The organism is Corallococcus sp. CA054B (genome assembly GCF_003611625.1).
GTDB classification, from domain to species: domain Bacteria; phylum Myxococcota; class Myxococcia; order Myxococcales; family Myxococcaceae; genus Corallococcus; species Corallococcus coralloides.
This window is the reverse complement of sequence record NZ_RAVY01000114.1, coordinates 1-24,007: the sequence shown is the minus strand read 5'-3', so window position 1 is coordinate 24,007 and position 24,007 is coordinate 1. Positions and strand designations below refer to the sequence as shown.

Annotated in this window: 20 protein-coding genes; 7 read left to right on the top strand and 13 right to left on the bottom strand. The window is 70.9% G+C overall.

Annotated features, from left to right (window positions below; genetic code table 11):
- Window positions 1–238: 238 nt before the first annotated feature.
- From pdeM to D7V80_RS25080, 4 genes are read right to left on the bottom strand one after another with little or no spacing between them, the layout of a single operon-like run.
- Window positions 239–892: a ligase-associated DNA damage response endonuclease PdeM gene (pdeM, locus tag D7V80_RS25095; RefSeq protein ID WP_120590574.1), complete on the bottom strand. Its 654-nt coding sequence runs from the start codon at window positions 890–892 to the stop codon at window positions 239–241.
- Entirely contained in the window at window positions 862–3,393 is a 2,532-nt protein-coding gene (locus D7V80_RS25090; RefSeq protein ID WP_370452536.1) for a ligase-associated DNA damage response DEXH box helicase, read from the bottom strand. Before D7V80_RS25090 ends, pdeM begins: the two co-directional genes overlap by 31 nt.
- A gap of 16 nt (window positions 3,394–3,409) precedes the next feature.
- Window positions 3,410–5,008, bottom strand: coding sequence for an ATP-dependent DNA ligase (locus D7V80_RS25085; RefSeq protein WP_120590572.1), 1,599 nt, complete (start codon window positions 5,006–5,008; stop codon window positions 3,410–3,412).
- Window positions 5,009–5,011: 3 nt separating this feature from the next.
- Window positions 5,012–6,034 carry a ligase-associated DNA damage response exonuclease gene (locus D7V80_RS25080; protein WP_120590571.1) on the bottom strand — a complete coding sequence of 341 codons (1,023 nt, stop codon included), beginning with the start codon at window positions 6,032–6,034 and terminating at the stop codon, window positions 5,012–5,014.
- Window positions 6,035–6,235: 201 nt separating this feature from the next.
- On the opposite strand from D7V80_RS25080, the gene D7V80_RS25075 reads away from it, so the two are divergent.
- The 3 genes from D7V80_RS25075 (at window position 6,236) to D7V80_RS25065 (ending at window position 9,279) form a co-directional block, all read left to right on the top strand.
- On the top strand, window positions 6,236–7,150 hold the full coding sequence (locus D7V80_RS25075; protein WP_233585701.1) for an SH3 domain-containing protein: 915 nt from the start codon (window positions 6,236–6,238) through the stop codon (window positions 7,148–7,150).
- A gap of 72 nt (window positions 7,151–7,222) precedes the next feature.
- On the top strand, window positions 7,223–8,719 hold the full coding sequence (locus D7V80_RS25070) for an anthranilate synthase component I family protein (RefSeq protein ID WP_120590570.1): 1,497 nt from the start codon (window positions 7,223–7,225) through the stop codon (window positions 8,717–8,719).
- Window positions 8,716–9,279 (top strand): aminodeoxychorismate/anthranilate synthase component II, encoded by a 564-nt coding sequence (locus D7V80_RS25065; RefSeq protein ID WP_014399385.1) that lies wholly within the window; start codon window positions 8,716–8,718, stop codon window positions 9,277–9,279. Before D7V80_RS25070 ends, D7V80_RS25065 begins: the two co-directional genes overlap by 4 nt.
- A gap of 6 nt (window positions 9,280–9,285) precedes the next feature.
- On the opposite strand, the gene D7V80_RS25060 is transcribed toward D7V80_RS25065, so the two are convergent.
- Genes D7V80_RS25060 through aroF form a run of 8 tightly spaced genes read right to left on the bottom strand, consistent with a single transcriptional unit; the run spans window position 9,286 to window position 16,027 of the window.
- Window positions 9,286–9,882, bottom strand: coding sequence for a histidine phosphatase family protein (locus D7V80_RS25060; protein ID WP_120590569.1), 597 nt, complete (start codon window positions 9,880–9,882; stop codon window positions 9,286–9,288).
- Between the two features lie 51 nt (window positions 9,883–9,933).
- The gene (locus D7V80_RS25055) at window positions 9,934–10,485 is read right to left on the bottom strand and encodes a GNAT family N-acetyltransferase (RefSeq protein WP_120590568.1); all 552 of its coding nucleotides are present in this window, start codon (window positions 10,483–10,485) and stop codon (window positions 9,934–9,936) included.
- Between the two features lie 47 nt (window positions 10,486–10,532).
- The gene (trpA, locus tag D7V80_RS25050; RefSeq protein WP_120590567.1) at window positions 10,533–11,324 is read right to left on the bottom strand and encodes a tryptophan synthase subunit alpha; all 792 of its coding nucleotides are present in this window, start codon (window positions 11,322–11,324) and stop codon (window positions 10,533–10,535) included.
- Window positions 11,321–12,526, bottom strand: coding sequence for a tryptophan synthase subunit beta (trpB, locus tag D7V80_RS25045; protein WP_120590566.1), 1,206 nt, complete (start codon window positions 12,524–12,526; stop codon window positions 11,321–11,323). Before trpB ends, trpA begins: the two co-directional genes overlap by 4 nt.
- Before the next feature lie 11 nt (window positions 12,527–12,537).
- Window positions 12,538–13,170 (bottom strand): phosphoribosylanthranilate isomerase, encoded by a 633-nt coding sequence (locus tag D7V80_RS25040; RefSeq protein ID WP_120590565.1) that lies wholly within the window; start codon window positions 13,168–13,170, stop codon window positions 12,538–12,540.
- A complete protein-coding gene (locus D7V80_RS25035) occupies window positions 13,167–13,985 on the bottom strand; it encodes an indole-3-glycerol phosphate synthase TrpC (RefSeq protein ID WP_120590564.1) in 819 nt (272 codons plus the stop codon). Before D7V80_RS25035 ends, D7V80_RS25040 begins: the two co-directional genes overlap by 4 nt.
- Window positions 13,982–14,998: an anthranilate phosphoribosyltransferase gene (gene trpD / locus D7V80_RS25030; protein WP_120590563.1), complete on the bottom strand. Its 1,017-nt coding sequence runs from the start codon at window positions 14,996–14,998 to the stop codon at window positions 13,982–13,984. The genes D7V80_RS25035 and trpD overlap by 4 nt, the downstream gene beginning before the upstream one ends.
- Window positions 14,999–15,001: 3 nt before the next feature.
- Window positions 15,002–16,027 (bottom strand): 3-deoxy-7-phosphoheptulonate synthase, encoded by a 1,026-nt coding sequence (gene aroF / locus D7V80_RS25025; protein WP_014399377.1) that lies wholly within the window; start codon window positions 16,025–16,027, stop codon window positions 15,002–15,004.
- Between the two features lie 185 nt (window positions 16,028–16,212).
- Here aroF and D7V80_RS25020 point away from each other — a divergent pair, with 185 nt between their 5' ends.
- The 4 genes from D7V80_RS25020 (at window position 16,213) to D7V80_RS25005 (ending at window position 21,883) form a co-directional block, all read left to right on the top strand.
- Entirely contained in the window at window positions 16,213–17,463 is a 1,251-nt protein-coding gene (locus tag D7V80_RS25020) for an NAD(P)/FAD-dependent oxidoreductase (protein WP_120590562.1), read from the top strand.
- Between the two features lie 154 nt (window positions 17,464–17,617).
- Complete coding sequence (locus tag D7V80_RS25015; protein ID WP_120590561.1) at window positions 17,618–20,083, top strand: S8 family peptidase; 2,466 nt, start codon at window positions 17,618–17,620, stop codon at window positions 20,081–20,083.
- 87 nt (window positions 20,084–20,170) lie between these two features.
- The gene (locus tag D7V80_RS25010; protein WP_233585699.1) at window positions 20,171–20,824 is read left to right on the top strand and encodes a CPBP family intramembrane glutamic endopeptidase; all 654 of its coding nucleotides are present in this window, start codon (window positions 20,171–20,173) and stop codon (window positions 20,822–20,824) included.
- A gap of 24 nt (window positions 20,825–20,848) precedes the next feature.
- Window positions 20,849–21,883, top strand: a complete 1,035-nt coding sequence (locus tag D7V80_RS25005) for a 2-dehydropantoate 2-reductase (RefSeq protein WP_120590559.1) — start codon at window positions 20,849–20,851, stop codon at window positions 21,881–21,883.
- Between the two features lie 18 nt (window positions 21,884–21,901).
- On the opposite strand, the gene htpG is transcribed toward D7V80_RS25005, so the two are convergent.
- A complete protein-coding gene (gene htpG, locus D7V80_RS25000) occupies window positions 21,902–23,854 on the bottom strand; it encodes a molecular chaperone HtpG (RefSeq protein ID WP_120590578.1) in 1,953 nt (650 codons plus the stop codon).
- Window positions 23,855–24,007: the final 153 nt, after the last annotated feature.

The following is a 24,007-nucleotide window of genomic DNA, read 5'->3' as shown; positions in this document are numbered from 1 at the left end:
TGTCAACCATTCTGTGGGGAGTGGGAATAAGGAGCGCTTAGCACCTTCCGGGGCGGTTGCGACAAGTTGTCCGCGCGCGGTGATGAATCCCGCTTCTGGCGATCGGAAGGGAGCTTTGCGCGAGGGGGCCTCTCCCTCGGAGATCAATTCCTCTCAGGGCGCGCGCTACAGGGTGCGACGGTGCGCGCTACGCATGAATCGCGGTGACTTGGAGTCCGGGTCGCCGGAGCTCATCGCGCTAGACCTCCACCACCGCGGTGCCGGCGACGGCGTAGACGCGGTCCTTCTTGCCCCGCCGCATGTCCACACCGCCCGTGAAGGCGCTGAACGCGGGCAGGACGCCCACGCCAGGGCCCAGGTGGAAGCAGGGCAGCCGCAGCCGGTCCGCCCCACCCGACAGCCGCACCATGGGGTGCAGGTGCCCGGCCCAGACGTAGCGCCCGGCGGCCGGCTCCGGGTGATGGGCGAAGCGGAACGGGCCTTCGTCTAATCCCTCCGCGCGGTCCTCCATCCTCCAGGAGGGCGGAAGGGTCCGCACATGGCGGTCGTGGTTGCCGCGTATCAGCACGACTTCTAGTGAAGCATGAGCTTCGCGCCAGGTATTCACGCGACGGATGACGTCGCCGGTAAGCCCCTGGCGTGAGTGCACCAGGTCCCCCACCAATAGGAGGCGCCGGGCGCCGGTGGCGGTGAGGGCGGAGGAGAGACGGGCCAGGTCGTCATCCAGGACCCCCAGTGGGAGGGGGATGCCGTGCTGCTGGAAGGACTCCGTCTTGCCCCAGTGCAGGTCGGCCACCGCGAGCACGCCGGCCTGGGGCCAGTGCAAGGCCCGTTCCGGGAGCAGCTCCACGTCCGCGTCCGCTACGCGGGTCTGGCATCGGCCTGGGACCATCGCTCCTTGAGGCGCTGCACGCGGTCCAGCAGGGATTCGTTGGACACGCTGGCGCTGATGCGCTCGACGACGAGCGGGAAGCCCAGCGGCGAGGGCCGGTGGACGTGGACGACCTCGACGGGGTGTGCCTCCAGGCGCTCCAGGGTGCGCGCGAGCCGGCCCTGTTCGAACTGATGCTCGAGGACCTCGCGGCGCGCCTGTCGCAGGAGGAGGTTGTCCGGGTCGTACTTCACGAAGACGTCGTAGAGGAGCGCGGCGCTGGCCTGGACCTGACGGGTGGACTTGCGCGCTCCGGGCAGGCCCGGCATCACCAAGCCAGCCACGCGGGCGATGTCGCGGAACTGCCGGCGCGCGAGCTCGCTCAGGTTCACGCTCTCCAGGATGTCCTCCACCAGGTGCTCGCGGGTGAAGAGTGCGGGGCGCAGGGCTTCATCGAAGGGGAAGGGCGTGGAGGTGATCAGCTCCAGGCCGTAGTCGTTCACGGACAGGCTGAAGGTGGCCTTCCGCAGGCGCGTGAGGCGCAGGGCGAGCAGCGCCGCCAGGCCTTCGTGCACGAGCCTTCCTTCAAAGGGGTAGAGGAAGAGGTGGTAGCCGTCCCGCGTGCGGCAGGTCTCCGCCAGACAGCCGCCGTCGCCGGGGATGCGCGACAGGCGGGCCTGCGCGTCCAGGATGGGCCAGGCGGCGGCGATCTCGTCGCGCGTGACGTCGCCCTGCCGCGCGGCCTCCAGCGTGCGGCGCATCGCGGACGCGAGCGAGGTGGACAGGGGCAGGCGGCTGCCGCCCCAGCGCGGTGTCTGGGTGGCCTTGGCCTTCGCGGGCTTCACGTACGCCGTCATGTCCTTGAAGCGGCTGAACTCCAGCCGGCGGCCCGCGAAGAGGAAGGTGTCTCCGGGCTTCAGGCGGCTGACGTAGGACTCCTCCACCGTGCCCAGGGTGCCGCCGCTCCAGTAGCGCAGCTGCACGGACGCGTCCGACGTGATGGTTCCGATGTTGAGCCGGTGCAGCCGGGCGAGGCGCACGTCGGGCACGCGGAAGCGGCCGTCCACCTCCACCACGCGGCGGAACTCCGGGTAGGCGCGCAGCGTGGGGCCTCCCTCGCGCACCAGGGTGAGGGCCCAGTCGAACTCCTCGTCGGTGAGGGACGCGTAGCTCGTCGCGGTGCGGACTTCGTCGCGAAGGGCCTCGCGGGTGAAGCCTCCTCCCAGTGCGCACGTCACCAGGTGCTGGGCCAGCACGTCGAGCGGCTTGGACAGGGGCGTGCGCGGCTCCACATCGCGGTGCGCGATGGCGTCGCGGGCGGCGGCCATCTCCACCAGCTCGAGCGCGTGCGTGGGGACGAAGAGGATGCGGCACGTGGCGCCTGGGCGGTGCGCGCTGCGGCCCGCGCGCTGGAGCGTTCGGCCGATGCCCTTGGGGCTTCCTATCTGGATGACGCGCTCCACCGGGCCGAAGTCCACGCCCAGGTCCAGCGAGGACGTGCATACGACGAGGCGCAGGCTTCCGTCCTTGAGGCCTCCCTCCACGCGCTCACGCTCCTCGCGGTCGATGGAGCCGTGATGCAGCGCGAGCAGGTGCTCCCATTCAGGGCGCAGGAAGCGCAGGCCTTCGAACCAGCGCTCCGCTTGTGAGCGGGTGTTGGTGAAGAGGAGCGTGGACTGTGTGGGGTCCAGCCAGTCCGCCACGCGCGGCAACATGGAGAAGCCCAGGTGCCCGGCCCACGGGAAGGTGTCCACCTCTTCTGGCAACAGCGTCTCAACATCCACCGGGCGCTGCAGGTCCGCGCTCACCAGCGTGGGCTTGCGGTCCGTGCCCACGACGGTGCGCGCGGCCTCGTCCAGGTTGGCGAGCGTGGCGGACAGCGCCCAGATGCGCAGGTCCGGTGCGAAGTGGCGCAGGCGGGCCAGGGCCAGTTCCACCTGGGTGCCTCGCTTGGAGGCGAGGAGCTCGTGCCACTCGTCCACGATGACGGCGCGCAGTGAGGCGAAGTTCTCCGCGGCCTGCTCCTGCGTCAGGAGGAGCGAGAGGGATTCCGGCGTGGTGATGAGCACCTGGGGTAGACGTTCACGCTGACGCTGGCGCACGGAAGAGGATGTGTCGCCCGTGCGGCTCTCCACCTCCAGGTCCGCGTCCAAGGCCATCAGCGGTTCGCGCAGGGCCTGCTCCACGTCACGCGATACCGCTCGCAGTGGCGTGAGGTAGAGGATCTGGAGGCCCTTCTGGTTGCGCTCCGCCACATCCGCCAGCGGGCCGATATAGGCCGCGTAGGTCTTTCCCGCGCCGGTGGGCACGTGGATGAGGCCGCTGTCTCCTTTGGCGTAGGCGGCCCAGGCTTCTTCCTGGAAGGCGTAGGGCGTCCAGCCCTTGGAGGCGAACCACTGGCGGAGTTGAGCCAGCGGCGTGCCCTTGTATGGGGATGGGCTCCGGGGCGCGGGACGCTTCGCGCGAGTCCTGGTGGGCTTCGGTGATTCGGTCTGCTGTTCCGGCGCGTGCTTGCCGCGCATGCGATTGCGGCGGGGCCTAGTGGGCTGCATGCAGCAGCCCCTTCAGTGAGTCGAGCGTGTCCGCGTCGCGCGCCGTCTTGTCCGCGCGCCAGCGGGCGATGCGTGGGAAGCGCAGGGCGATGCCTGACTTGTGGCGCGGGGACGGGGCGATGGCTTCGAAGTGCAGCTCGAACACCTGCTCCGGATCCACCGAGCGCACCGGGCCGAACTTCTCCCGCGTGTGCGCGCGGATCCACCGGTCCAGCCTGCCAATCTCCTCGTCGGTGAGGCCCGAGTAGGCCTTCGTCACCGGCAGCAGGTCCTCGCCGTTCCACACCGCGAAGGTGTAGTCCGTGTAGAGCGACGAGCGCCGGCCGTGACCCGGATGCGCGTAGAGCAGCACCGCGTCCACCGTGTACGGGTCGATCTTCCACTTCCACCAATCGCCGCGCTTGCGCCCCGTCTGGTACACCGAGTCCAGGCGCTTGATCATCAGGCCTTCGACGTTGCGCGCGCGGGACTCCTTGCGCAGCTCCGCCAGCGCCTCCCAGGAAGAGGCCGTCACCGTGGGGGAGATGGGGAAGCGCGGGTGGTCCTTGAGCAGGGCCTCCAGCCTCGCGCGGCGCTCGCGCAGGGGCAGTTCGCGCAGGTCCTTTCCGTCCTGCTCCAGCAGGTCGTAGACGACGAACGCGGCGGGGGCCTCCGCGAGCACCTTGGGCGTGAGCTTCTGTCTGCCAATGCGGCGCTGGAGCCGGGCGAAGGGCAGGGGAACTCCGTCTTCGTAGGCCATCACCTCGCCGTCGAGCACCGTGCCTTCGGGCAGGGCCCGTGCGGCTTCGGTGATTTCGGGGAAGCGTTCGGTGATCAGCTCCTCGCCTCTGCTCCAGAGGAACACGTCGCCCTGGCGGCGGATGAGCTGGCCCCGGATGCCGTCCCACTTCCACTCGACGAGCCAGTCGCTCAATTCACCCAGCGACTCCGCCGGCTGCTCCAGCGGCGACGCGAGGTAGTAGGGATAGGGGCGCGACACGTGCCCGTCCGATACGTCCGGCGCCACGAGCTGTTCGAAGAACGCCTTCGTCGGCGTCCACGTGCCCATCAGCCGGTGCGCCACGCTGGGCGGCGGCAAGCCTGTAACTTGCGCGATGGCTCGCACCACCAGCGTGTTGGACACGCCCACGCGCAGCTCGCCTGTGAGCATCTTGTTGAGGAGGAACAGCTCGCGGCGGGGCATGGACTTCCACCAGCCCACCACGCGCTCGCGCTGCTCCGCCGCGTCCAGGCCGCGTAGAGGCAACATGCGCTCTTCCAGCCACCGTGAGAGGGGGAGCTCCTCGGCGTGCTCGGGCGGGAGGTTCGCTCCGTCGAGCAGCAGCGCAATCACCTCCGCCAGGTCTCCCACCGACGCGTAGACCTCGTCGAAGAGCCAGTCCGGGATGCCCGTGAGCTCCTGCGTCCAGCCCACCAGCAGCTTCGACGTGAGCAGCCGTTTGAGCTTCTGACCCGTGAGGAAGAACAGGCCCCAGGCCGCGTCCTCCGGCGGCGTCGTCCGGAAGTAGCGCGCCATCGCCTCCACCTTCGCGTTGGTGGAGGTCGTCTGGTCGAGCGTGTCGTAGAGGTCGGCCAGGGCTCGCACGCGTCAGTCCTCCGCTTCGCCCTCGAAGGGCGTGGCGAGCGGCGAGGCATCCACGCCCCGCTCCCGCAGGTAGTGCGACAAGGGGTCGGTGTAGCCGTGCGTGACGAGCACCTTCTCCGCCTGCGTGTCCGCCACCGTGCGCAGCAGGTCCGGCCAGTCCGCGTGGTCGGAGAGCACGAAGCCCCGGTCGTAGCCACGACGGCGCCGGTTGCCGCGCACGCGCATCCACCCCGACGCGAAGCCCGTCTCCGCTTCACCGAAGCGGCGCATCCACGTGGAGCCGGCCGCGCTCGGCGGCGCCAGCACCAGCGCCCCCGCGAAGGACGTGCCCTTCTCCGTCTCCGACACCATCTGCGTGGGCAGCATCGCGATGCCCGCCTCGCGGTACGCGGTGACGAGCCCGTTCACGGCGCCGTGCACGTAGGCCGGCCGGTCCGTCAGCTTTCCCAGCTCCGCCAACAGGCGCTGTGCCTTGCCCAGCGCGTAGCAGAAGAGCACCGCGGAGCGGCCTGCCTCGCGGTTCGCGTCCCACCAGCGCAGGATGTCCTGGGCCACGAGGCTCGTCTCATCCCAGCGGTAGATGGGCAGGCCGAACGTCGCCTCGGTGATGAAGGTGTGGCAGCGCACCACTTCGAAGGGCGCGCACGTGGGGTCCGGCGTGCGCTTGTAGTCGCCGGAGATGATCCACACCTCACCCCGGTGCTCCACGCGGATCTGCGCGCTGCCCAGCACGTGGCCCGCCGGGTGGAAGCTCACGGTGGTGTCGCCCACGGTCAGCTTCTCGCCGTACTCCAGCGTGTCGATGACCGCGTCCGCTCCCAGGCGGCGTTGCAGGAGTCCCCGGCCGGGGGCTGCCCCCAGATAGCGTTTGCTCCCGCTCCGGGCGTGGTCGCCGTGCGCGTGCGTGACGAGCGCCCGCTCCACCGGACGCCAGGGGTCGATGTAGAAGTTCCCTGCCTGGCAATACAGGCCCAGCGGCGTCACGGAAACCAGCGGCGTTCGTTCCTGGTGGGTCGCGGTGGCCACGGTCCTCTAGAGGTAACGAGGCCTTGGAACAGGGGCCACCCACGGCCGGACCCTCCAGCGTGCTCCGCTGACAAGGGGGCGGGCGTCCGTCCTCACCTTGCTTGCGCTCCAAACGACGAAGCCAGGGACCGGAGGGCCCCTTGGATGGTGGGCGGGGACAGGGGATAAACCCGGGAACCCTCACTTCCGGACCCTTTCGTGATGCTGACGACGCCCGCGCTCCTCCTGTCCCTCACCCTGGCCCAGTCCTCCCCGGCTTCGGACGCGGTGCTCGAATACAGCTCACCGTTCACGGAGGAGAGCGCGCCGGATCCAGAGGGCTTCTCGTTCACTGCCTTCACGGCGGGCCAGACGCTCTACCTGGGCGTGGACGAGGCGAACCTGCGCGCGAGCGCGGCGGCGGACGCGGGCGTGGTGCGGACGCTGATGCTGGGCACGCCCGTGCGTGTGCTGAAGGCGGGGGCTCGCGCGACGGTCGGCGAGTACATCAACACCTGGTACCAGGTGGCCGTCGTGGACGCGAAGGCGGCTCCAGGCGCGGCTCCCGTCACGGGTTGGGTCTTTGGCAACACGCTCACGCCGTTCCGCTTCGAGGCCGACCTGGACGGGGACGGCGAGATGGAAGTGGCCACGGTGGTGATGAGCAACGAGTTCAAGGCGCGCGTGCGCGTGCTGGAGCCGAACGTGAAGCCGCCTCGCCGGGTGAGCAGCGTGGACGTGGCGGTCGCGTCCACGGACTACGGTGGAGGGCGGGGCGGCCCGGTGACGGTGACGCTGGTCCCCGCGAAGGAGGCGGGCGTGACGCTGCTGCAACTGGACTCCGCGCCGGAGCGGTGTGGCGACTTCGTCACGTCCTATGTGAGCTACACAGGGGCGAATGGGAAGCCGGGCGTGCTCGGCAAGGCGAAGCTGGCGCTGGAGCTGGGCGGGCTGATGGATCCCCCGAACGAGAGCACGTTCAAGGTCTCCTTCCAGGCAGCCGCGAAGCGGGCGCTGGTGGTCCGCACGAGCATCGAGGAAGAGGAAGAAGGCAAGCCGCGGACGGTTACGGAGCGCGAGGTCTATCAGTGGAAGGACGGCGTGTTCGCTCAGGCGAAGCCCGTCGCGAAGCCTTAGGTGCAGGGCCCGGAAGGCCGGGCACCCGGGAGCCCCTCCGGGTGATGGATGAGGGGGTCAGGGCAATCGACCATGGATGCACAGGAGCGGAAGGCAGCCTACCGGCAGCGCGCGGAAGCAGGTCAGGCGGTGCCGGTGTCGGTGGAGTTGCCGGCGGACCTGGATACACCGCTGTCGGCATACCTGAAGCTGGGCGGTGGAAGCCGCGGCTTCATCCTCGAGTCGTGCTACGGCGGCGAGCGCTTCGGGCGCTACAGCCACGTGGGCGTGAACCCGGCGGGCCGCGTGCGGCTGGACCGGGACGGGCTCACGTTGTGGCGTGGCTCGCATGAGGAGCGCCGCGAGGGACGGCCGCTGGATGTGCTGCGCACGCTGTGGCGCGAGCTGTCCGTGGCGACGCTGCCGGGCGAGGCACCCTTCCTGGGCGGGCTCGTGGGCTACCTGGGCTACAACGCCACGTCGTGGTTCGAGCCGAGCGTGCCGGACCGCCACCCGCGCGACACGGGCTTCCCGGACTCCGAGTGGCTCATCGCGGAGGACTTCGTCACCCACGACACGCGCACCCAGACGCTCAAGGCCATCGCCATCGCGCGGCCCGCGCTGCACGGCAGCGTCGCGGCGGCGCTGAAGGACGCGGAAGCGCGCGCGGAGGCGCTGGCGGAGAAGCTGCGCCGGCCGCTGCCGCCGGAGGCCTACGCCGCCGTTCCCGCGCAGAAGAACGCGCCGGCCCCCGTCGCGTGCTGGGACCGCGAGGGCTATGCCCGGGCGGTGGACAAGGTGAAGGAGTACGTGCGCGCGGGAGACTGCTTCCAGGCGGTGCTCGCGCGCAGGTTCGAGGCGAAGGGCGCCATCCCTCCGCTGTCGCTCTACCGGGCGCTGCGGCGCGTGAACCCGTCTCCGTACCTGTTCCTGGTGGACCTGGGCGAGGCCCGCGCGCTGGTGGGCGCGTCGCCGGAGCTGCTGGTGCAGGTGCGCGATGGGGACGTGGTGGTGCGGCCCATCGCGGGCACGCGCCGCCGGGGTGGCTCCGAGGCCGAGGATCAGGCGCTGGAGAAGGAGCTGCTCGCGGACGAGAAGGAGCGCGCCGAGCACATCATGCTGGTGGACCTGGGGCGCAACGACGTGGGCCGCGTGGCGGCTCCGGGCACGGTGCGCATCGAGGACCTGATGATCATTGAGCGCTACAGCCACGTGATGCACATCGTGTCCCAGGTGCGCGGCAAGCTGGACACCACGCGCTTCGACGCGCTGGACGCGCTGGCGAGCACCTTCCCCGCGGGCACCGTGTCGGGCGCACCGAAGATCCGCGCGATGCAGATCATCGACGAGCTGGAGCCCATGCGGCGCGGGCCCTATGCCGGCGCGGTGGGCTACCTGTCCTTCTGCGGCACGCTGGACGTGGCCATCGCGCTGCGCACCTTCTTCGTGGATGGCGACCGCACGATGTGGACCGCCGGGGCGGGGCTGGTGGCGGACTCGGACCCCATGAAGGAAGCGGACGAGACGGAGGCGAAGGCGGGCGCCATGGCCGCGGCGCTGCGCCTGGCTCGCGAAGGAGGTGGGCGGTGATCCTCGTCATCGACAACTACGACTCGTTCACCTTCAACCTGGTGCAGCTGCTCTACACGCTGGGCGCGGAGGTGAAGGTGGTGCGCAACGACGCGCTGGATGTCGCGGGCATCGCGGCGTCGGGCGCGTCCCACCTGGTGGTGTCTCCGGGGCCGTGCACGCCGCACGAGGCCGGGGTGAGCGTGGCGGCCATCTCCCAGTCTCGCGTGCCGGTGCTGGGCGTGTGCCTGGGACACCAGTCCATTGGCGCGGCGTTCGGCGGGCAGGTGGTGCGCGCGCCGGAGCCCGTGCACGGCAAGGCGGCGCACATCCGTCACGAGGGCACCGGCGTCTTCACCGGCGTGCGGCAGGGCTTCCAGGCGGCGCGCTACCACTCGCTGGTGGTGGCGGCGGAGTCCATGCCCGCGGAGCTGGAGGCCACGGCGTGGAGCCAGGACGGACTGGTGATGGCGCTGCGTCACCGCACGCGGCCGGTGGTGGGCCTTCAGTTCCATCCGGAGAGCGTGCTGACGCCGGAGGGCCCGTCGCTGGTGCGCAACTTCCTGGAGGGGAAGCTGTAACGGACGTCAGTCCTTCAGGTGCGTGGTGTCGTTCCAGCTCACGAGGACCGGCTGCTTGCCGCCGGCCTCGGAGCCCAGCACGCTGACGGACGCGGTGCCCAGGTGGAACAGCCTGCCTCCGTCCGGGGGCAGGCCCAGCCAGCGCGCGGCGAGGATGCGCAGCATGTGCCCGTGCGAGAAGAGGAGCACGTCGTCCTGGAGGGCTTTCGCCTCCGCGATGATGCGGTCGGCCCGGGCGCCCACCTCCTCCAGCGTCTCTCCGTTGGGCACGCCGTCCTTCCACAGCGTCCAGTCCGGGCGCGTGGTGCGGATGTCCGCGCCGGTGCGGCCCTCGTAGTCGCCGTAGTTGAGCTCCATCAGGTCGTTCTTCTTCTGGGCCACGTCGCCGTAGCCCGCGAGCACGCACGTCTCCAGCGCGCGCGCCAGCGGGCTGGTCCACACGGCGGCGAAGCGCCACTTGCCCAGAGGCGCGCGCAGCCGCTCCGCCATCTGGCGGCCCTCTTCCAGCAGCGGCAGGTCCGTGCGGCCGGTGTGCTGGCTGCTGCGGCTCCACTCCGTCTCACCGTGACGGACGAGGACCACCTGGGGGGCGCGTGCGTTCATGGCGCCAATCTGTGTCAGCCCGTGGCGGGACGGGAGGGAAAAGTGCACGCGCTACCGCTTGCGTGTCCGCCAATCCTCACGGCTCTGGCCCCAGATCTCCACCGCATGGTCGTTGTAGGGCGCCGGCAGCATTCCCATGCGCAGGAAGCGCGAACCCAGGCGGCGGGCCACCTGCTTCGACGGCTCGTTCGGCGGGGAGATGGAGTGGATGACCTCCGTCCACCCGAGGTGGTCGAAGGCCCAGTCGATGGTGGCCGCCGCGCCCTCCGTCGCGTAGCCCTTGCCCCACGCGCCGCGAGACAGGCCCCAGCCGACCTCCGGGCCCGGCCACTCCGCGGGCTGCCAGGGCCCGAGCCGGCCCACCCACTTGCCGGTGGACTTCTCGAACACGGAGAACATGGCGAAGCCCTGGAGTACCCAGGAGCCGGCCATGGAGCAGACGGCGCGCCACACGTTGGAGCGGGGCTGGAGGCCGCCGATGTACCGCGCGGTCTCCTCGTCCGCCATCATGGCCACGAAGCCCTCCAGGTCCTGGAGCGTGGGCGGACGCAGGATGAGGCGCGGCGTTTCGAGGGTGGGCCCCAGGATGGGCGGGGTGTGCATGTCCGGTCTCCTGGCGCCGGCAATGTGCCGGCGCGTGGAGAGGGACCTTAGCGCTTCAGGCCGCGCTTGATGTCCGCGCAGAGCTGCTTCGCGGCGGCCGGGCCGTCCGAGTGGGCGGCCTTCACCAGCGCGCTGCCCACGACGACGCCGTCCGCGTGGGCCACCAGCGGCCGGGCCGTGTCCGCGTTGGAGATGCCGAAGCCCGCCACCACCGGCACGGACGCGGCGCGCTTCACCAGGTCCAGCCGCTGCGACAGGTCCGGCGGCAGCTCCGCGCGCATGCCGGTGACACCCGCCACGGACACGCAATAGACGAAGCCTCGCGCGTCCTTCGCGATGGCCTCCGCGCGCGCGGGCGGCGTGGTGGGCGCGCACAGGGGCACCAGGTCCACGCCCTCCTTGTCGAACGCGGCGCGGATGCCCGCGCTCTCCTCCGGCGGCAGGTCCGGGAGGATGGTGCCGACGATGCCCCGCTCGCGAGCGAGCTTCGCGTAGCGCTCCTCGCCCATGGCCATCACCACGTTGACGTAGGTCATGATGACCAGCGGCGTCTCCGGACAGCGGCGGCGCACCTCCGGCACCACTTCATCCAGCACGCGGCGCAGGGTGGCGCCGGCCTTCAGCGCCCGCTCCGACGCGGCCTGGATGACAGGGCCGTCCGCGATGGGGTCGCTGAACGCCACGCCAATCTCCAGCACGTCCGCGCCGCCCTCCACCATCGCGGCGAAGACCTCCACGGACTTCGGCAGGTCCGGGTCGCCCGCCATCGCGTACGCCACCAGCGCGCCTTCTCCGCGGGCCTTCGCCTTCGCGAACGCCTTGCCCAGCTCCGTGCTCATGACTTCACCCCCGTGGCCGGTGGCACGCCGCGCGCCGAGATGGTCGCGACGTCCTTGTCACCCCGGCCCGAGCAGTTGATGACCAGGTGCTTGCCCTTGCCCATATCGCGGGCCAGCGAGCGCGCCGCCGCGAACGCGTGCGATGTCTCCAGCGCGGGGAGGATGCCCTCCGTGCGCGCGACCTCGTAGAAGGCGGTGAGCGCGTCGTCGTCCGTCGCGGTGCGCACCTCCATGCGTCCCGTCTTCGCCAGGTGCGCCAGCTCCGGCCCCACGCCCGGGTAGTCCAGGCCGGCGGAGATGCTGTGCGCCTCCTGAATCTGGCCGTGCTCGTCCTGGAGCACCAGCGAGCGCGAGCCGTGCAGCACGCCCTCCGTGCCCAGCGTCAGCGACGCGCCGTGCTGGCCGGAGTCCAGGCCGTGGCCCGCGGCCTCCACGCCAACGAGCCGCACCGACGTGTCCGGAATGAAGGGGTGCAGCGCGCCGATGGCGTTCGAGCCGCCGCCCACGCACGCGATGATGGCGTCCGGCAGCCGGCCCATCGTGGCCAGCGTCTGGGCGCGGATCTCCCGGCCGATGACGGATTGGAAGTCGCGCACGATGGTGGGGTAGGGGTGCGGGCCCGCCGCGCTGCCAATGACGTAGTAGGTGTCCTGCACCTGCGACACCCAGACGCGCATGGCTTCGTTCATCGCGTCCTTGAGCGTGCGCGAGCCCGACTCCACCGGCCGCACCACCGCGCCCAGCGCGCGCATGCGGAAGACGTTGAGCGCCTGGCGCTCCACGTCCAGCGCGCCCATGAACACCTCGCAGGGCAGGCCGAAGAGCGCGCACGCGGTGGCGGTGGCCACGCCGTGCTGGCCCGCGCCCGTCTCCGCGATGATGCGCTTCTTGCCCATGCGCCGGGCGAGCAGCACCTGGCCCACGGTGTTGTTGATTTTATGCGCGCCCGTGTGCGCCAGGTCCTCGCGCTTGAGCCACACCTGCGCGCCACCCCACGCCTCCGTGAGGCGGTGCGCGGGCGTCAGCGTGGTGGGACGGCCCACGTATTCGCGCAGCACGCGGGTGACTTCCTCGCCGAAGGACGCGTCCTGCTGCGCCTTCGCGTAGGCCTCTTCCAGCTCCAGCAGCGCCGGGACCAGGGTCTCCGGCACATAGCGTCCGCCGTAACGGCCGAAGCGGCCCACGGCAGTGTCCGTCGTCATGGCACGACTCCTCAGGGGTTGAGGGACTGGACCGTGCGCACGAAGGCGCGCACCGCGTCCAGGTCCTTGATGCCAGGGGAGGATTCGACTCCGCTGGCCACGTCCACACCGTAGGGCCGGGTGGCCCTCACGGCCTCGGCCACGTTGGAAGGCTTGAGGCCGCCCGCCACCAGCACCGGCAGGCCGCAGTCCGACAGCTGCTTCACCAGCGACCAGTCGAAGGTGACGCCGCCGCCGCCGTAGCCCGGGGCCGCGCCATCCAGGAGCAGCCCCGCCACGTCGCCCACGCCCACGTAGCTTCGGGCCTTCTCCACGTCGTCCGGCCCTCGCACGCGCAGCGCCTTGATGACGGGCACGCCGTAGCCGGAGCAGTCCTCGGGGGACTCGTCGCCGTGGAGCTGCACGGCGGTGAGGCCGCACTCGCGCACGCGCACCCGGATGTCCTCCGGCTTCGCGTTGACGAAGACGCCCACCATCGAGGCCAGCGGGGGCCGAGTGCGCGCGATGCTCGCCGCCCTGGCCAGGTCCACGAAGCGGGGAGAGCCCGGATGGAAGTTGAGTCCCATCGCGTCCACGCCCGCCGCCCAGACGCCCCTGGCGTCCTCGACGCGCGTCACGCCGCAGACCTTCACCAGGACCTTCATGTCCCGCCGCCTTCCAGGCCGAGCAGCCGGCGCAGGGCCCGGCCGGGGTCCGCGTCGCGCAGGAGGGACTCGCCCACGAGCACGGCGTTGGCGCCCGCGTCGCGCGCGGCGGTGAGGTCCGCCAGGTGCTTGAGGCCGCTCTCCGCGACCAGGGCGGTGGACCGGGAGCGCAGCGCGGGCATCACCCGGAGCGCCGTGCCGGTGTCCGTCTTCAGCGTGGCCAGGTTGCGGTTGTTGAGGCCGATGATGCTCGCGCCCGCGGCGAGCGCGCGTTCGGCGTGCGCCTCCGTGTGGGCCTCCACGAGCGCGGCCACGCGCACCTGCTTCGCGGCGGCGATCATCTCCCGGAGCTCCGTGTCTCCGAGCGCGTCCGCGATGAGCAGCACCGCGTCCGCGCCCCAGGCCGCGCTTTCCTCCACCTCGCTGGCGGCGACGAGGAAGTCCTTGCGCAGCACGGGGATGGAGACGGCGGCGCGGACCGCGACCAGGTCCTCCAGGCTGCCGCCGAAGTCCGGCCCGTCCGTGAGCACGCTGATGGCGCAGGCGCCGGCGGCCTCATAGGAGCGGGCCACCGCGACCACGTCCGCGTGCGGGAAGGCGCCGCCCGAGGGGCTCTTGCGCTTCACCTCCGCGATGACGTTGACCGGATGTCCGGGCACGCGCCGCACCAGCGCCTGGGCGAAGTCCCGCGTCGGGGGATGCGCGCCGTGCGTGGGAGGAGGGCGGGTGCCCAGCTCCCGGCGCTTGCGCGCCATGATGACGTCCAGCGTGCCCGGTGCTTCCACGGGCTTCGCGGCCGAAGAGGAGGTCGTCATGCCGCGACCCTCTGGATGAGCGCCGCGAGCTTGCGTTCGGCGGCCCCGGAGTCGATGGCGTGCTCTGCCCGCTTCACGCCCTCCTTCAGGGTGTCCACCAGCCCCACGATGAGCAGCGCGGCGGCCGCGTTGAGCAGCACCGCCGTGCGCACGCCGTCGCGCTCTCCCGCGAGCAGCGCGCGCAGGCGCTTCGCGTTCTCCTCCGCGTCGCCTCCCGCGATGGACTCACGGGGCACCATCGTCAGGCCCGCGTCCTCCGGCGTCACGGTGAAGCGGCGCACGGTGCCGTCCGCGCACAGCTCCGCGACCTCCGTGGGCGCGCAGGGCGAAATCTCATCCAGCCCGTCGTGCCCGTGCACCACCCACGCGCGCCGGCTGCCCAGGCGCCCCAGCACCCGCGCGGTCTGCTCCACGCGCTGCCGGTCGAACGTGCCCAGCAACTGGTAGCGCGCTCCCGCGGGGTTCGTCAGCGGCCCCAGCAGGTTGAACACGCTGTGGAAGCCCAGGTCCCTGCGCGCCTGCGCCACGTGCCTCAGGGCACTGTGATGCGAAGGCGCGAAGAGGAAGCCCACCCCGTGCTCGTCGATGTCGCGCGCCACCTGCGCGTGCGCACGCTCCATGGACACGCCCAGCGCCGCCAGCACGTCCGCGCTGCCGCAGCGGCTGGAGACCGCGCGGTTGCCGTGCTTGGCCACCGTCGCCCCCGCCCCGGCGGCCACGAAGGCCACCGCGGTGGAGATGTTGAAGGTGTGCGCCCCATCCCCCCCCGTACCGCAGGTGTCGAGCACCACCTCCGCCACGGGAGCAATCTTCGCCGCGCAGGCCCGCATGGCCTCCGCCGCGCCGAGGATCTCGTCCTCGGTCTCCCCCTTCATGCGCAGCGCGGCCGCCAGCGCGCCAATCTGCGCGGCGGATGCCTCGCCCGCGAGCATCTGGCCCATGACGGAGGCCATCTCCTCGCGGGAGAGGTCGCGCCGGCTCACGACCTTGCCCAGCGCTTCCTTGAGGGTCATGGCCTATCCCAGCCTGACCGTTTCGCGTCCCATCGCCTGGGCGATGGCCCGCACTTCACCCATGGCCTTCTCGAACTCGGAGAAGTCCAGCGACTGGAAGCCGTCCGACCTGGCGCGCGGCGGATCCGGATGCACCTCCACGATGAGGCCGTCCGCGCCCGCGGCGACCGCGGCCCGCATCATCGCGGGGACGGCCTTGCGCACGCCGATGCCGTGCGACGGGTCCACGAACACCGGCAGGTGCGTGAGCGCCTTGAGCATGGGCACCGCGTTCAAATCCAGCGTGTTGCGCGTCATGTTCTCGAACGTGCGGATGCCCCGCTCGCAGAGGATGACCTGGGTGTTGCCGCGCGCGACGATGTACTCGGCCGCCATCAACAGCTCCTTGATGGTGGCGCTGATGCCGCGCTTGAGCAGGACGGGCTTGCGCGTCTCGCCCACCGCCTCCAGCAGGCTGAAGTTCTGCATGTTGCGCGCGCCCACCTGGAGGATGTCGGTGTGCTGCGCGACGGAGTCCAGCGTCGCCGTGTCCTTCACCTCCGTCGTCACCAGCAGGCCCGTCTCCTTGCGCGCCTCCGCGAGCAGCGCCAGGCCGTCACCCTTGAGGCCCTGGAACTCATAGGGGCTGGTGCGGGGCTTGAAGGCGCCGCCGCGCAGCATGGTGGCGCCCGCCTGCTTCACGGCCTGCGCGGTGGAGATGATCTGCTCGCGCGACTCCACGGAGCAGGGGCCGGCGATGACGTGGATGGCGGCGCCGCCGAGCGTGAGGTCGCCCACGCGCACCAGGCTGTCCTCCGGCTTCACCTCGCGGCTGACCAGCTTGAACGGCTGGGAGATGGCGACCGCGTCCGCGACGCCGGGGAGCACGCGGAAGGGCTCCGGCTCCACCGCGCCCGGGTTGCCGGTGATGCCGATGGCGGTGCGGGAGCCCCCTGCAATCGCGTGCGGATGCCAGCCACGGCGGCGGATCTCATCGTTCACTCGCTCGATGTCCTGGGCCGTCGCGTCTGGGCGCATCACGATCAACATGGGGGAACGCCTGCTCTTTCTCTCCGAAGGGCACGCGGGCGGATGCCTGCGTGGGTGTGCCTGGAGCACCGTGCACACGGCAACCTTTGCCGTAACTGTCGGGTGCCCGCAACCGAACCAGAGTCTCGCTTGCACGTCTTGGCGTTATCAAGCCAGGGTCCGCACGCTCGGACGGGAGGCGGACCATGGCGAAGCGGCCCGGGGTCATCGTGGTGGGTGGGGGGCTCGCGGGCCTGGCGTGCGCGACGGCGCTGCTCGAGGCGCGCGTGGACGCGCACGTGCTGGAAGCAGGGGACGCACCGGGCGGCAGAGTGCGCACCGACTCGCACGAAGGGTTCCTGCTGGACCGCGGCTTCCAGGTGTACCTCACCGCCTACCCGGAAGGTCGGCGGGTGCTGGACCTGAAGGCCCTGTCGCTCCAGCGCTTCATCCCCGGCGCGAAGGTGTGGCGGGGTGGGCGGCTGCACACGCTGGCGGACCCGCTGCGGCATCCCGTCACGGCGGTGTCGCATCTGTTCGACGCACCGGGAGGCCTGTCGGACAAGCTGCGCGTGCTGGAGCTGCGGCAGCACGCCACGTCCGGTGAGCTGGGGGACTTGTGGCAGCGGCCCCAGCAGGAGTCGCGGCGCTTCCTGCTCGACCTGGGCTTCACCGAGGAGATGCTCGAAGCGTTCTTCACGCCCTTCCTGGGCGGCATCTTCCTGGAGCGGGGGCTGACGACGTCCAGCCGGATGCTGGAGTTCGTGTTCCGGATGTTCGCGACGGGCTCCGCGGCCGTGCCCGCGCAGGGGATGGGCGCCATCCCCGACCAGTTGGCGGCGAAGCTGCCGTCGGGCGCGTTGCGGATGCGCGTGAGGGTGGAGGAGGTATGGGGTCACCGCGTGCTCCTGCCGGGCGGGGAGCTGCTGCACGCGGACGCCGTGGTGGTGGCGACGGATCCAGGCAATGCGGCGTCGCTGCTCGTGGGCATGCCCGCGCCCCGGATGAACCGCGTGACGTGCCTGTACTTCGCCGCGCCGGAGCCGCCGGTGGAGGGGCCGTGGCTCGTGCTCGACGGCGAGGGGCGCGGACCGGTGAACAACGTGGCGGTGATGAGCGAGGTGTCCGCCGCGTACGCGCCCCAGGGACAGGCGCTGGTGTCCGTGTCGGTGGTGGACGACCCGGGCGGCGCGGACTCACTGGAGGCGCGCGTGCGTGCGCAGCTCACGGAGTGGTTCGGCGCGGCGGTGTCCGCGTGGCGGCACCTGCGCACGTATGTCATTCCGGACGCCCTGCCCGCGCAGCCTCCGTCCGCGTTGGTGGAACCGCACCGGCCCGTGCGGCTGGCCGCGGGGCTCTATGTGTGTGGAGACCACCGTGAGAATGCATCCATCGACGGAGCGCTCGCGTCGGGGCGCCGCGCGGCGGAGGCGGTGTTGCAGGACCTGGGGAGATAGTCCTCCCTGTTGCCCGCGAAGCAGCGCGTTGCCTGCCAGACAACACCTCGTGTGAGGGCGGTGGCCGACCAGCCGGGCTCCTGCCGGCTGGACGCGTTGCCCGCAGCGGACCTAGGGTCGGACGCTCTCACTCGTTCTTCCAAGGAATCCGTTCATGCTCCGCCGCCTCGCCCTCCTGGGATTGCTCGGTCTCGCGGCCTGTCCCGGCGACAACAAAGACGATGATGACGACACCGACACGCTGAAGGGGACCATCTCGGGCTCCCTGCAGCCGTTCCAGGCCGGCTCCGCCGCCGCGAACGACGGGTCGTCGCTGGACGCGTTCTTCTCCCTGCCGGGCGCGAAGAACCTGTCCCAGAAGGTCTCCAAGGCCCTGGCTGCGCGGGGCGTGTGGCGCACGGGCATCCCGACCAAACCGCTGACGCACGAGGCGTCGCTGCTGCCGGGAGAGCTCATCATCCGCTTCGACACGCCGGGCCTGTCCGCGGAGGAGGCCGTCGCGCAGGCGCGCGTCGCGGGCTACCACGTCGTGCACCAGGCCTTCCTGAGCGACACGCAGCACCTGCTGCGCTACGAGGTGAGCCAGCCGCAGGCGATGTCCGGCGGCGCGCCCAACGTGCGCGCGCTCACCCAGGCGGAGCACGTGCGCGTGCTCTCCCAGGTGCTGGCCGTGCAGGGCGTGAAGAACGCGGAGAGCAACATGCGGGTGCGGGCGCTGGCCGTGCCGAATGATCCGCTCTATTCGCGGCAGTGGCACTACAAGAACATGAACCTGCCGGCGGCCTGGGACCTGGGCACGGGCAGCGAGTCCATCGTCGTGGCGGTGGTGGACACCGGCATCACGTCGCATCCGGACCTGAACTCGCGCGTGCTGCCGGGCGTGGACCTCATCTCCAGCCTGGCCAACGCGGGCGACGGCGATGGCGTGGACACGGACCCGACGGACAACGGCAAGGACCTGCCCAACGGCGGCTCGTCGTTCCACGGCACGCACGTGGCGGGGACCATTGGCGCGTCGTCCAACAATGGCGTGGGCGTGGCGGGCGTCACCTGGTCCGGCCGGAACATCCTGCCGGTGCGCGTGCTGGGCACGCAGGGCGGCTCGCTGGCGGACATCATCGCGGGCATCACCTGGTCCAGCGGCGGCAGCGTCCCCGGCGTGCGGGCGAACACCACGCCCGCGCGGGTCATCAACATGAGCCTGGGCGGCGACGGTTCCGCGTCGGCGGAGATGCAGACCGCCATCAACGCGGCCAACGCTCGCGGGGCCATCATTGTGGTGGCCGCGGGCAACGAGAACGTGAACACCTCCAGTAGCTTCCCCTGCAACCAGCAGAACGTCATCTGCGTGGGCGCGGTGCGCTTCAACGGCAAGCGGGCCAGCTACTCCAACTTCGGCACGCAGGTGGACGTGATGGCCGCCGGTGGCCAGACGAGCGAGGACCGCAACGGCGACAGCTACCCGGACGGCGTGCTGTCCACGCTGCCCAACAGCAGCAACCAGCCTTCCTATGAGTGGTACCAGGGCACCAGCATGGCCACCCCGCACGTGGCGGGCATCGTGGCGCTGATGCTGGCGCAGGACCCCACGCTCACGACGGCGGACGTGGAGGCCATCCTGAAGGAGACCGCGGACACGACGAGCCAGTGCTCCGAGGGCTGCGGCGCGGGCCTGGTGGACGCGTACGCCGCCGTGCTGCGCGCCAAGGGCGGCGGGGACCCGTCGCTGCCCCCGAAGCTGGCCATCACCACCACGCAGCTGTCCTTCACCGGCGCGTCGTCGCAGGCGCTGACGGTGCGCAACAACGGCGGTGGCACGCTGCAGGTGAGCGTGGCCGTCTCCGGTGCCAACGCCTCCGCGGTGTCCGTCTCCAGCAGCTCGCTGTCGGTCCCCGCGTACAAGTCCACGGCGCTGAACGTGAGCGTCACCCCGGGCTCGCTGCCGCCGGGCAGCTACGTGGCGCAGATCGACCTGACCGGCGCGTCGGGCGCGGGCACGGCGCAGGTGCTGGTGAAGTTCCGCGTGGGCGCCACGGAGACGAAGGACGCCGTCATCGGGTTCGCGTACCTGGACGCGGCGGGCGAGGTGCAGGTCGACGACGACGGCATCGCCCTGGTGCCCGCGTCCGGTGGGTACAACTACAGCCTGAAGATGACCCCGCGCGACTACCTGGTGCTGGCGTCCATCGACGACACCGGCGAAGGGGACTACTTCGACGACGGCGACCGCGTGGGCTTCTGGCGTGACACCACCCAGGTGGAGACCGTGACGGTCACCCGGGGCAAGACGACCAGCGGCATCAGCTTCACCCTGGTGCCCTACCAGTCGGACGACGACCACACGCCCACGACGACCATCGGTGAGGCCTGCACCACCAACGGCGCGTGCGGCACGGGGGGCCAGTGCCTCACCGGCGCCAGCTTCCCGGGGGGCTACTGCACCCAGAGCTGCGTGACGGACAGCTGCCCGTCGGGTTCGGAGTGCTACAGCAACGACCGGGGCGTCACCGCCTACTGCTTCGTGACCTGCACGCCGTCGAGCGGCAACACCCAGGGCTCATGCCGCACGGGCTACCGGTGCGTGAGCGACGGCGCGGGCAGCGGCGCGTGCCTCCCGTAGTGATGTGAAGGTCCGTTTCGCCGCCGGCGGTGCACGCGTGAACGTGCCCGCCGGCCCCCATCGCGCCGGGGTACGCTGCCGCGCGCGATGACTGCTTCTCCCGTTGGACCGCCGCCAGCCGGTGACTCGGCCCTGCCACTCTGGCGGGTCGCGGCCGCTGGCGGCGTGCTGGCCTGGACGGCGCTGGTGCACGTGCATCCACCGCGCTTCTTCGCCGTCGCTTCCGCCTTCTGCGCCCTCTGGCTCGCGGTGACGTGGCGGGCGATGGGCCCCTGGCGGAGGCCGCCTCCCTCCCTGTCGCTTCCGGATGCCGCGTGGGGGGGCGCCCAGGCGGTGGTGCTGTACGCGGGCGCGAGGGCCTTCCTGTGGGCGTTCTGCGGCGGCTTCACCGACGCGCTCTGCGAGCCGCTGCAATCCGTCTACTCGACGTTCGGCACGGGGTCGCTGGGGACGGCGCTGGCCCTGGTGCTGCTGCTCGTTCCGGCGGAGGAGTTGTTCTGGCGCGGGTGGGTGCAGGGCGCGCTGCGTCCCCGGCTGGGCCGGTGGGGCGCGGTCGCCGGGTCGGCGGTGCTGTCGAGCGTGGTGCTGCTGGGCTTCGGTGAGCCGTTGCTGGCCCTGGCCGCGCTGCCCACGTCGCTCGCCTGGGGCGCGCTGGCCGAGTGGCGCCGGACGCCCGCCGCGGCCTGGGTGAGCCATGCCCTGTGGGACGTGCTCATCGTCGTGGTGTGGCCCGCGACGTGAGCGTGCATGTCAGAATGCGCGCCCATGGCTTCGACTCCTGAGGTGGTCGTCTTCGGCGCGGGCAGCATCGGCTGTTACGTGGGCGGGCGGCTCGCCGCGACGGGCGCGACGGTGCGCTTCATCGGCCGCGAGCGGGTGGTGGCGGAGGTGTGTGCGCACGGCCTGCACCTGACGGACTGGCAGGGCGCGGACCTGAAGGTGCCCGCGGCGGACGTGCGCATCGACACGGGGCCGGAGGCGCTGTCCACGGCGGACCTGGTGCTCGTCACGGTGAAGTCCGCGGCGACGGAGGAGGCGGGGCAGACGCTCGCGCCGCGACTCAAGTCCGGAGCCGTCGTCATCAGCTTCCAGAACGGACTGCACAACGCGGCGGTGCTGCGCGGTCTGCTGCCGGGCCACACGGTGCTCACGGGGATGGTGCCCTTCAACGTCGCGGCGCAGGGGCAGGGCCATTTCCACGCGGGGTCGGAGGGCACGCTGGAGGTGGAGCGGCACGCGGTGCTCGCGCCGTTCGTGGAGGCCTTCACCCGCGCGGGGCTGGCGCTGAAACAGCACGCGGACATCGTCGCGGTCCAGTGGGCGAAGCTGCTGTTCAACCTCAACAACGCGCTCAACGCGCTGGCGAACCTGCCGTTGAAGGAGGAGCTGTCCCAGCGCGCGTGGCGGCGGTGCCTGGCGCTCGCGCAGGGCGAGGCGCTGGCGGTGCTGGGGCGTGCCGGGGTGAAGCCCGCGAAGCTGACGCCGCTGCCTCCGGGATGGATTCCCGTGCTGCTGGGCTCGCCGGACGCGGTGTTCGGTGTGCTGGCGAAGAAGATGCTGGCCATCGACCCGAAGGCGCGCTCGTCCATGTGGGACGACCTGCATGCGGGGCGAAAGACCGAAGTGGACTACCTCAACGGCGAGGTGGTCCGGCTGGCCCACCAACACGGCCTCTCCGCACCGGTGAACTCACGGCTCGTGGAGCTCATCCGCGAGGCGGAAGGGGGGCAGCGCCGCCCATGGACCGGGGAAGCGCTGCTCGCGGACCTGAAGAAGGCGGAGCTCACGAACGGGTCGTGAACTCCGCCGTGCCCTGGCTCAGGTGGACTGCGCCTGCGTCGCCGCCGGGGTGGCCGCGGGCGGCGGCACCTGGGTGGCCACCTGCGTGAGCAGCGCCGTCATGCGCCGGGCGAAGCGGTTCGGGTCGCTCAGCGGGCTGCCTTCCGTGAGCAGCGCCTGGTCGTGGAGCAGCTCAATCCACTCGCCCACCTGCGGCGCGGCCGGGTCGTTCGCGAGGAGTCCGCGCAGGTGCTCGATGACCGGGTGCTTGGGATTGACCTCCAGGATGCGCTTGATGCGCGGCATCCCCTTGCCGCGCTCCTTGAGCAGGCGCTCCAGGTAGGCCGGCGTGCCGCCCTCCGACACCACCAGGCACACCGGCGAGTCCGTGAGGCGGTCCGACACGCGCACCTCGCGCACGTCCTCCTTCAGCACGTCCTTCATCTTGTCCGTCAGGCCCTTGAGCCCTTCCGACTGCTGCTCCTTCGCCTTCTTCTCCTCCTCCGTGGACTGGAGCTTCAGGTCCGCGTTGAGCGCGGAGACCAGCGGCTTGCCCTGGAACTCACGCAGGCCCTGCGCGGCCCACTCGTCCACCGGGTCCGTCATGAAGAGCACCTCGTAGCCGCGCTGCTTCAGCGCCTCCAGGTGCGGGCTGTCCGCCACCGCCTTCCGGCTCTCGCCGTAGACGTAGTAGATGGCCTCCTGGCCCTCCTTCATGCGGCCCACGTAGTCCGCCAGCGACGTGAGGCCCTCCTCGCGCGAGGACTCGTAGCGCACCAGGGCGCCCAGCTTCTCGCGGTACTCCGTCTCCAGCGTCAGACCTTCCTTCACCACCGTGCCGAAGGACTCCCAGAACGTGCGGTAGTCGTCCGGCTTGTCCTTGGCCAGCTTCTCCAGGAGGTCCAGCGACTTCTTCACCACGTGCTTGCGGATGGCGCGCACCACCGCCGAGTCCTGCAACATCTCACGCGACACGTTGAGCGGCAGGTCGTCCGAGTCGATGACGCCGCGCACGAAGCGCAGCCACTGCGGCACCAGGTCCTCGCAGCGGTCCATGATGAACACGCGCTTCACGAACAGCCGCACGCCGCGCTGCTGCTGCGAGTTCAGGTCGAACGGCGGGTGCCTGGGCACGAAGAGCAGGCCCGTGAACTGCTGCGTGCCGTCCGCCTTGAAGTGCGTCCACGCCAGCGGCTTGTCGTAGTCGTGCGTCAGGTGCTTGTAGAACTCCTGGTACTGCTCGTCCGTGATTTCGCTCTTCGGGCGCTGCCAGAGGGCGCTCGCCTTGTTCACCACCTCCAGCGCGGCTTCCGTGGCCTGCGTGTCCCCGCTGCCCACGTGCTTGGTCACCTGGAGCTTGATGGGGTGGCCCACGTAGTCCGAGTACTGGGTGATGAGCTGCTTCAGCTTCCACTCGTCCAGGAACTCCTTCTGGTCCGCCTTCAGGTGCAGCGTGATGGCGGTGCCACGCGTGGCCTTCTCCGCCGGCTCCACCGTGAACGTGCCGTGCGCCTCCGAGGCCCACTTCCACGCGGACGTCTCACCCGCGGCGCGGCTCACCACCTCCACGCGGTCCGCCACCAGGTACGCGCTGTAGAAGCCCACGCCGAACTGGCCGATGAGCTGCACGTCGTTCTTGCCCTTCTGCGCCAGCGCCTGGAGGAACTCGCGCGAACCGGAGTGCGCGATGGTGCCCAGGTTCTTCACCAGTTCGTCATGCGTCATGCCGATGCCGGTGTCCTCGATGGTGAGGGTGCCCTTGTCGGCGTCGGGGACGATTCTCAGCTCCAGCGCGGGCTCGTCCTTGAGCAGCTCCGGCTCCGTGATGGAGCGGAAGCGCAGCTTGTCCAGCGCGTCGGACGCGTTGGACACCAGCTCACGCAGGAAGATCTCCTGGTGGCTGTAGAGCGAGTTGATGACCAGGCTCAAGAGCTGCTGGATCTCCGCCTGGAATGAATGGGTTTCCCGCTGGGGGTGGGTCTCTGCGGACATGAAGGCCTCCGGGCGCTGAGGGAACGCGCCAATGCCCTTCCCCATAACCATGCCCGCCGGCTTGTCGAGAAGAGGGAATCCACCCACACCGGTCTGCCTCTTATACACATCTGACGCTGCCGACGATAAGGCTCGTGTAGACCTCGTTTGTCG

Excerpts from the sequence above, each read along its gene's own strand:
- pdeM (WP_120590574.1), bottom strand. The coding sequence starts at position 892 with ATGGTCCCAGGCCGATGCCAGACCCGCGTAGCGGACGCGGACGTGGAG.
- D7V80_RS25090 (WP_370452536.1), bottom strand. The coding sequence starts at position 3,393 with ATGCGCGGCAAGCACGCGCCGGAACAGCAGACCGAATCACCGAAGCCC.
- D7V80_RS25075 (WP_233585701.1), top strand. The coding sequence starts at position 6,236 with ATGCTGACGACGCCCGCGCTCCTCCTGTCCCTCACCCTGGCCCAGTCC.
- D7V80_RS25070 (WP_120590570.1), top strand. The coding sequence starts at position 7,223 with ATGGATGCACAGGAGCGGAAGGCAGCCTACCGGCAGCGCGCGGAAGCA.
- D7V80_RS25060 (WP_120590569.1), bottom strand. The coding sequence starts at position 9,882 with ATGAACGCACGCGCCCCCCAGGTGGTCCTCGTCCGTCACGGTGAGACG.
- D7V80_RS25055 (WP_120590568.1), bottom strand. The coding sequence starts at position 10,485 with ATGCACACCCCGCCCATCCTGGGGCCCACCCTCGAAACGCCGCGCCTC.
- trpA (WP_120590567.1), bottom strand. The coding sequence starts at position 11,324 with ATGAGCACGGAGCTGGGCAAGGCGTTCGCGAAGGCGAAGGCCCGCGGA.
- trpB (WP_120590566.1), bottom strand. The coding sequence starts at position 12,526 with ATGACGACGGACACTGCCGTGGGCCGCTTCGGCCGTTACGGCGGACGC.
- D7V80_RS25040 (WP_120590565.1), bottom strand. The coding sequence starts at position 13,170 with ATGAAGGTCCTGGTGAAGGTCTGCGGCGTGACGCGCGTCGAGGACGCC.
- D7V80_RS25035 (WP_120590564.1), bottom strand. The coding sequence starts at position 13,985 with ATGACGACCTCCTCTTCGGCCGCGAAGCCCGTGGAAGCACCGGGCACG.
- trpD (WP_120590563.1), bottom strand. The coding sequence starts at position 14,998 with ATGACCCTCAAGGAAGCGCTGGGCAAGGTCGTGAGCCGGCGCGACCTC.
- aroF (WP_014399377.1), bottom strand. The coding sequence starts at position 16,027 with ATGTTGATCGTGATGCGCCCAGACGCGACGGCCCAGGACATCGAGCGA.
- D7V80_RS25020 (WP_120590562.1), top strand. The coding sequence starts at position 16,213 with ATGGCGAAGCGGCCCGGGGTCATCGTGGTGGGTGGGGGGCTCGCGGGC.
- D7V80_RS25015 (WP_120590561.1), top strand. The coding sequence starts at position 17,618 with ATGCTCCGCCGCCTCGCCCTCCTGGGATTGCTCGGTCTCGCGGCCTGT.
- D7V80_RS25010 (WP_233585699.1), top strand. The coding sequence starts at position 20,171 with ATGACTGCTTCTCCCGTTGGACCGCCGCCAGCCGGTGACTCGGCCCTG.
- D7V80_RS25005 (WP_120590559.1), top strand. The coding sequence starts at position 20,849 with ATGGCTTCGACTCCTGAGGTGGTCGTCTTCGGCGCGGGCAGCATCGGC.
- htpG (WP_120590578.1), bottom strand. The coding sequence starts at position 23,854 with ATGTCCGCAGAGACCCACCCCCAGCGGGAAACCCATTCATTCCAGGCG.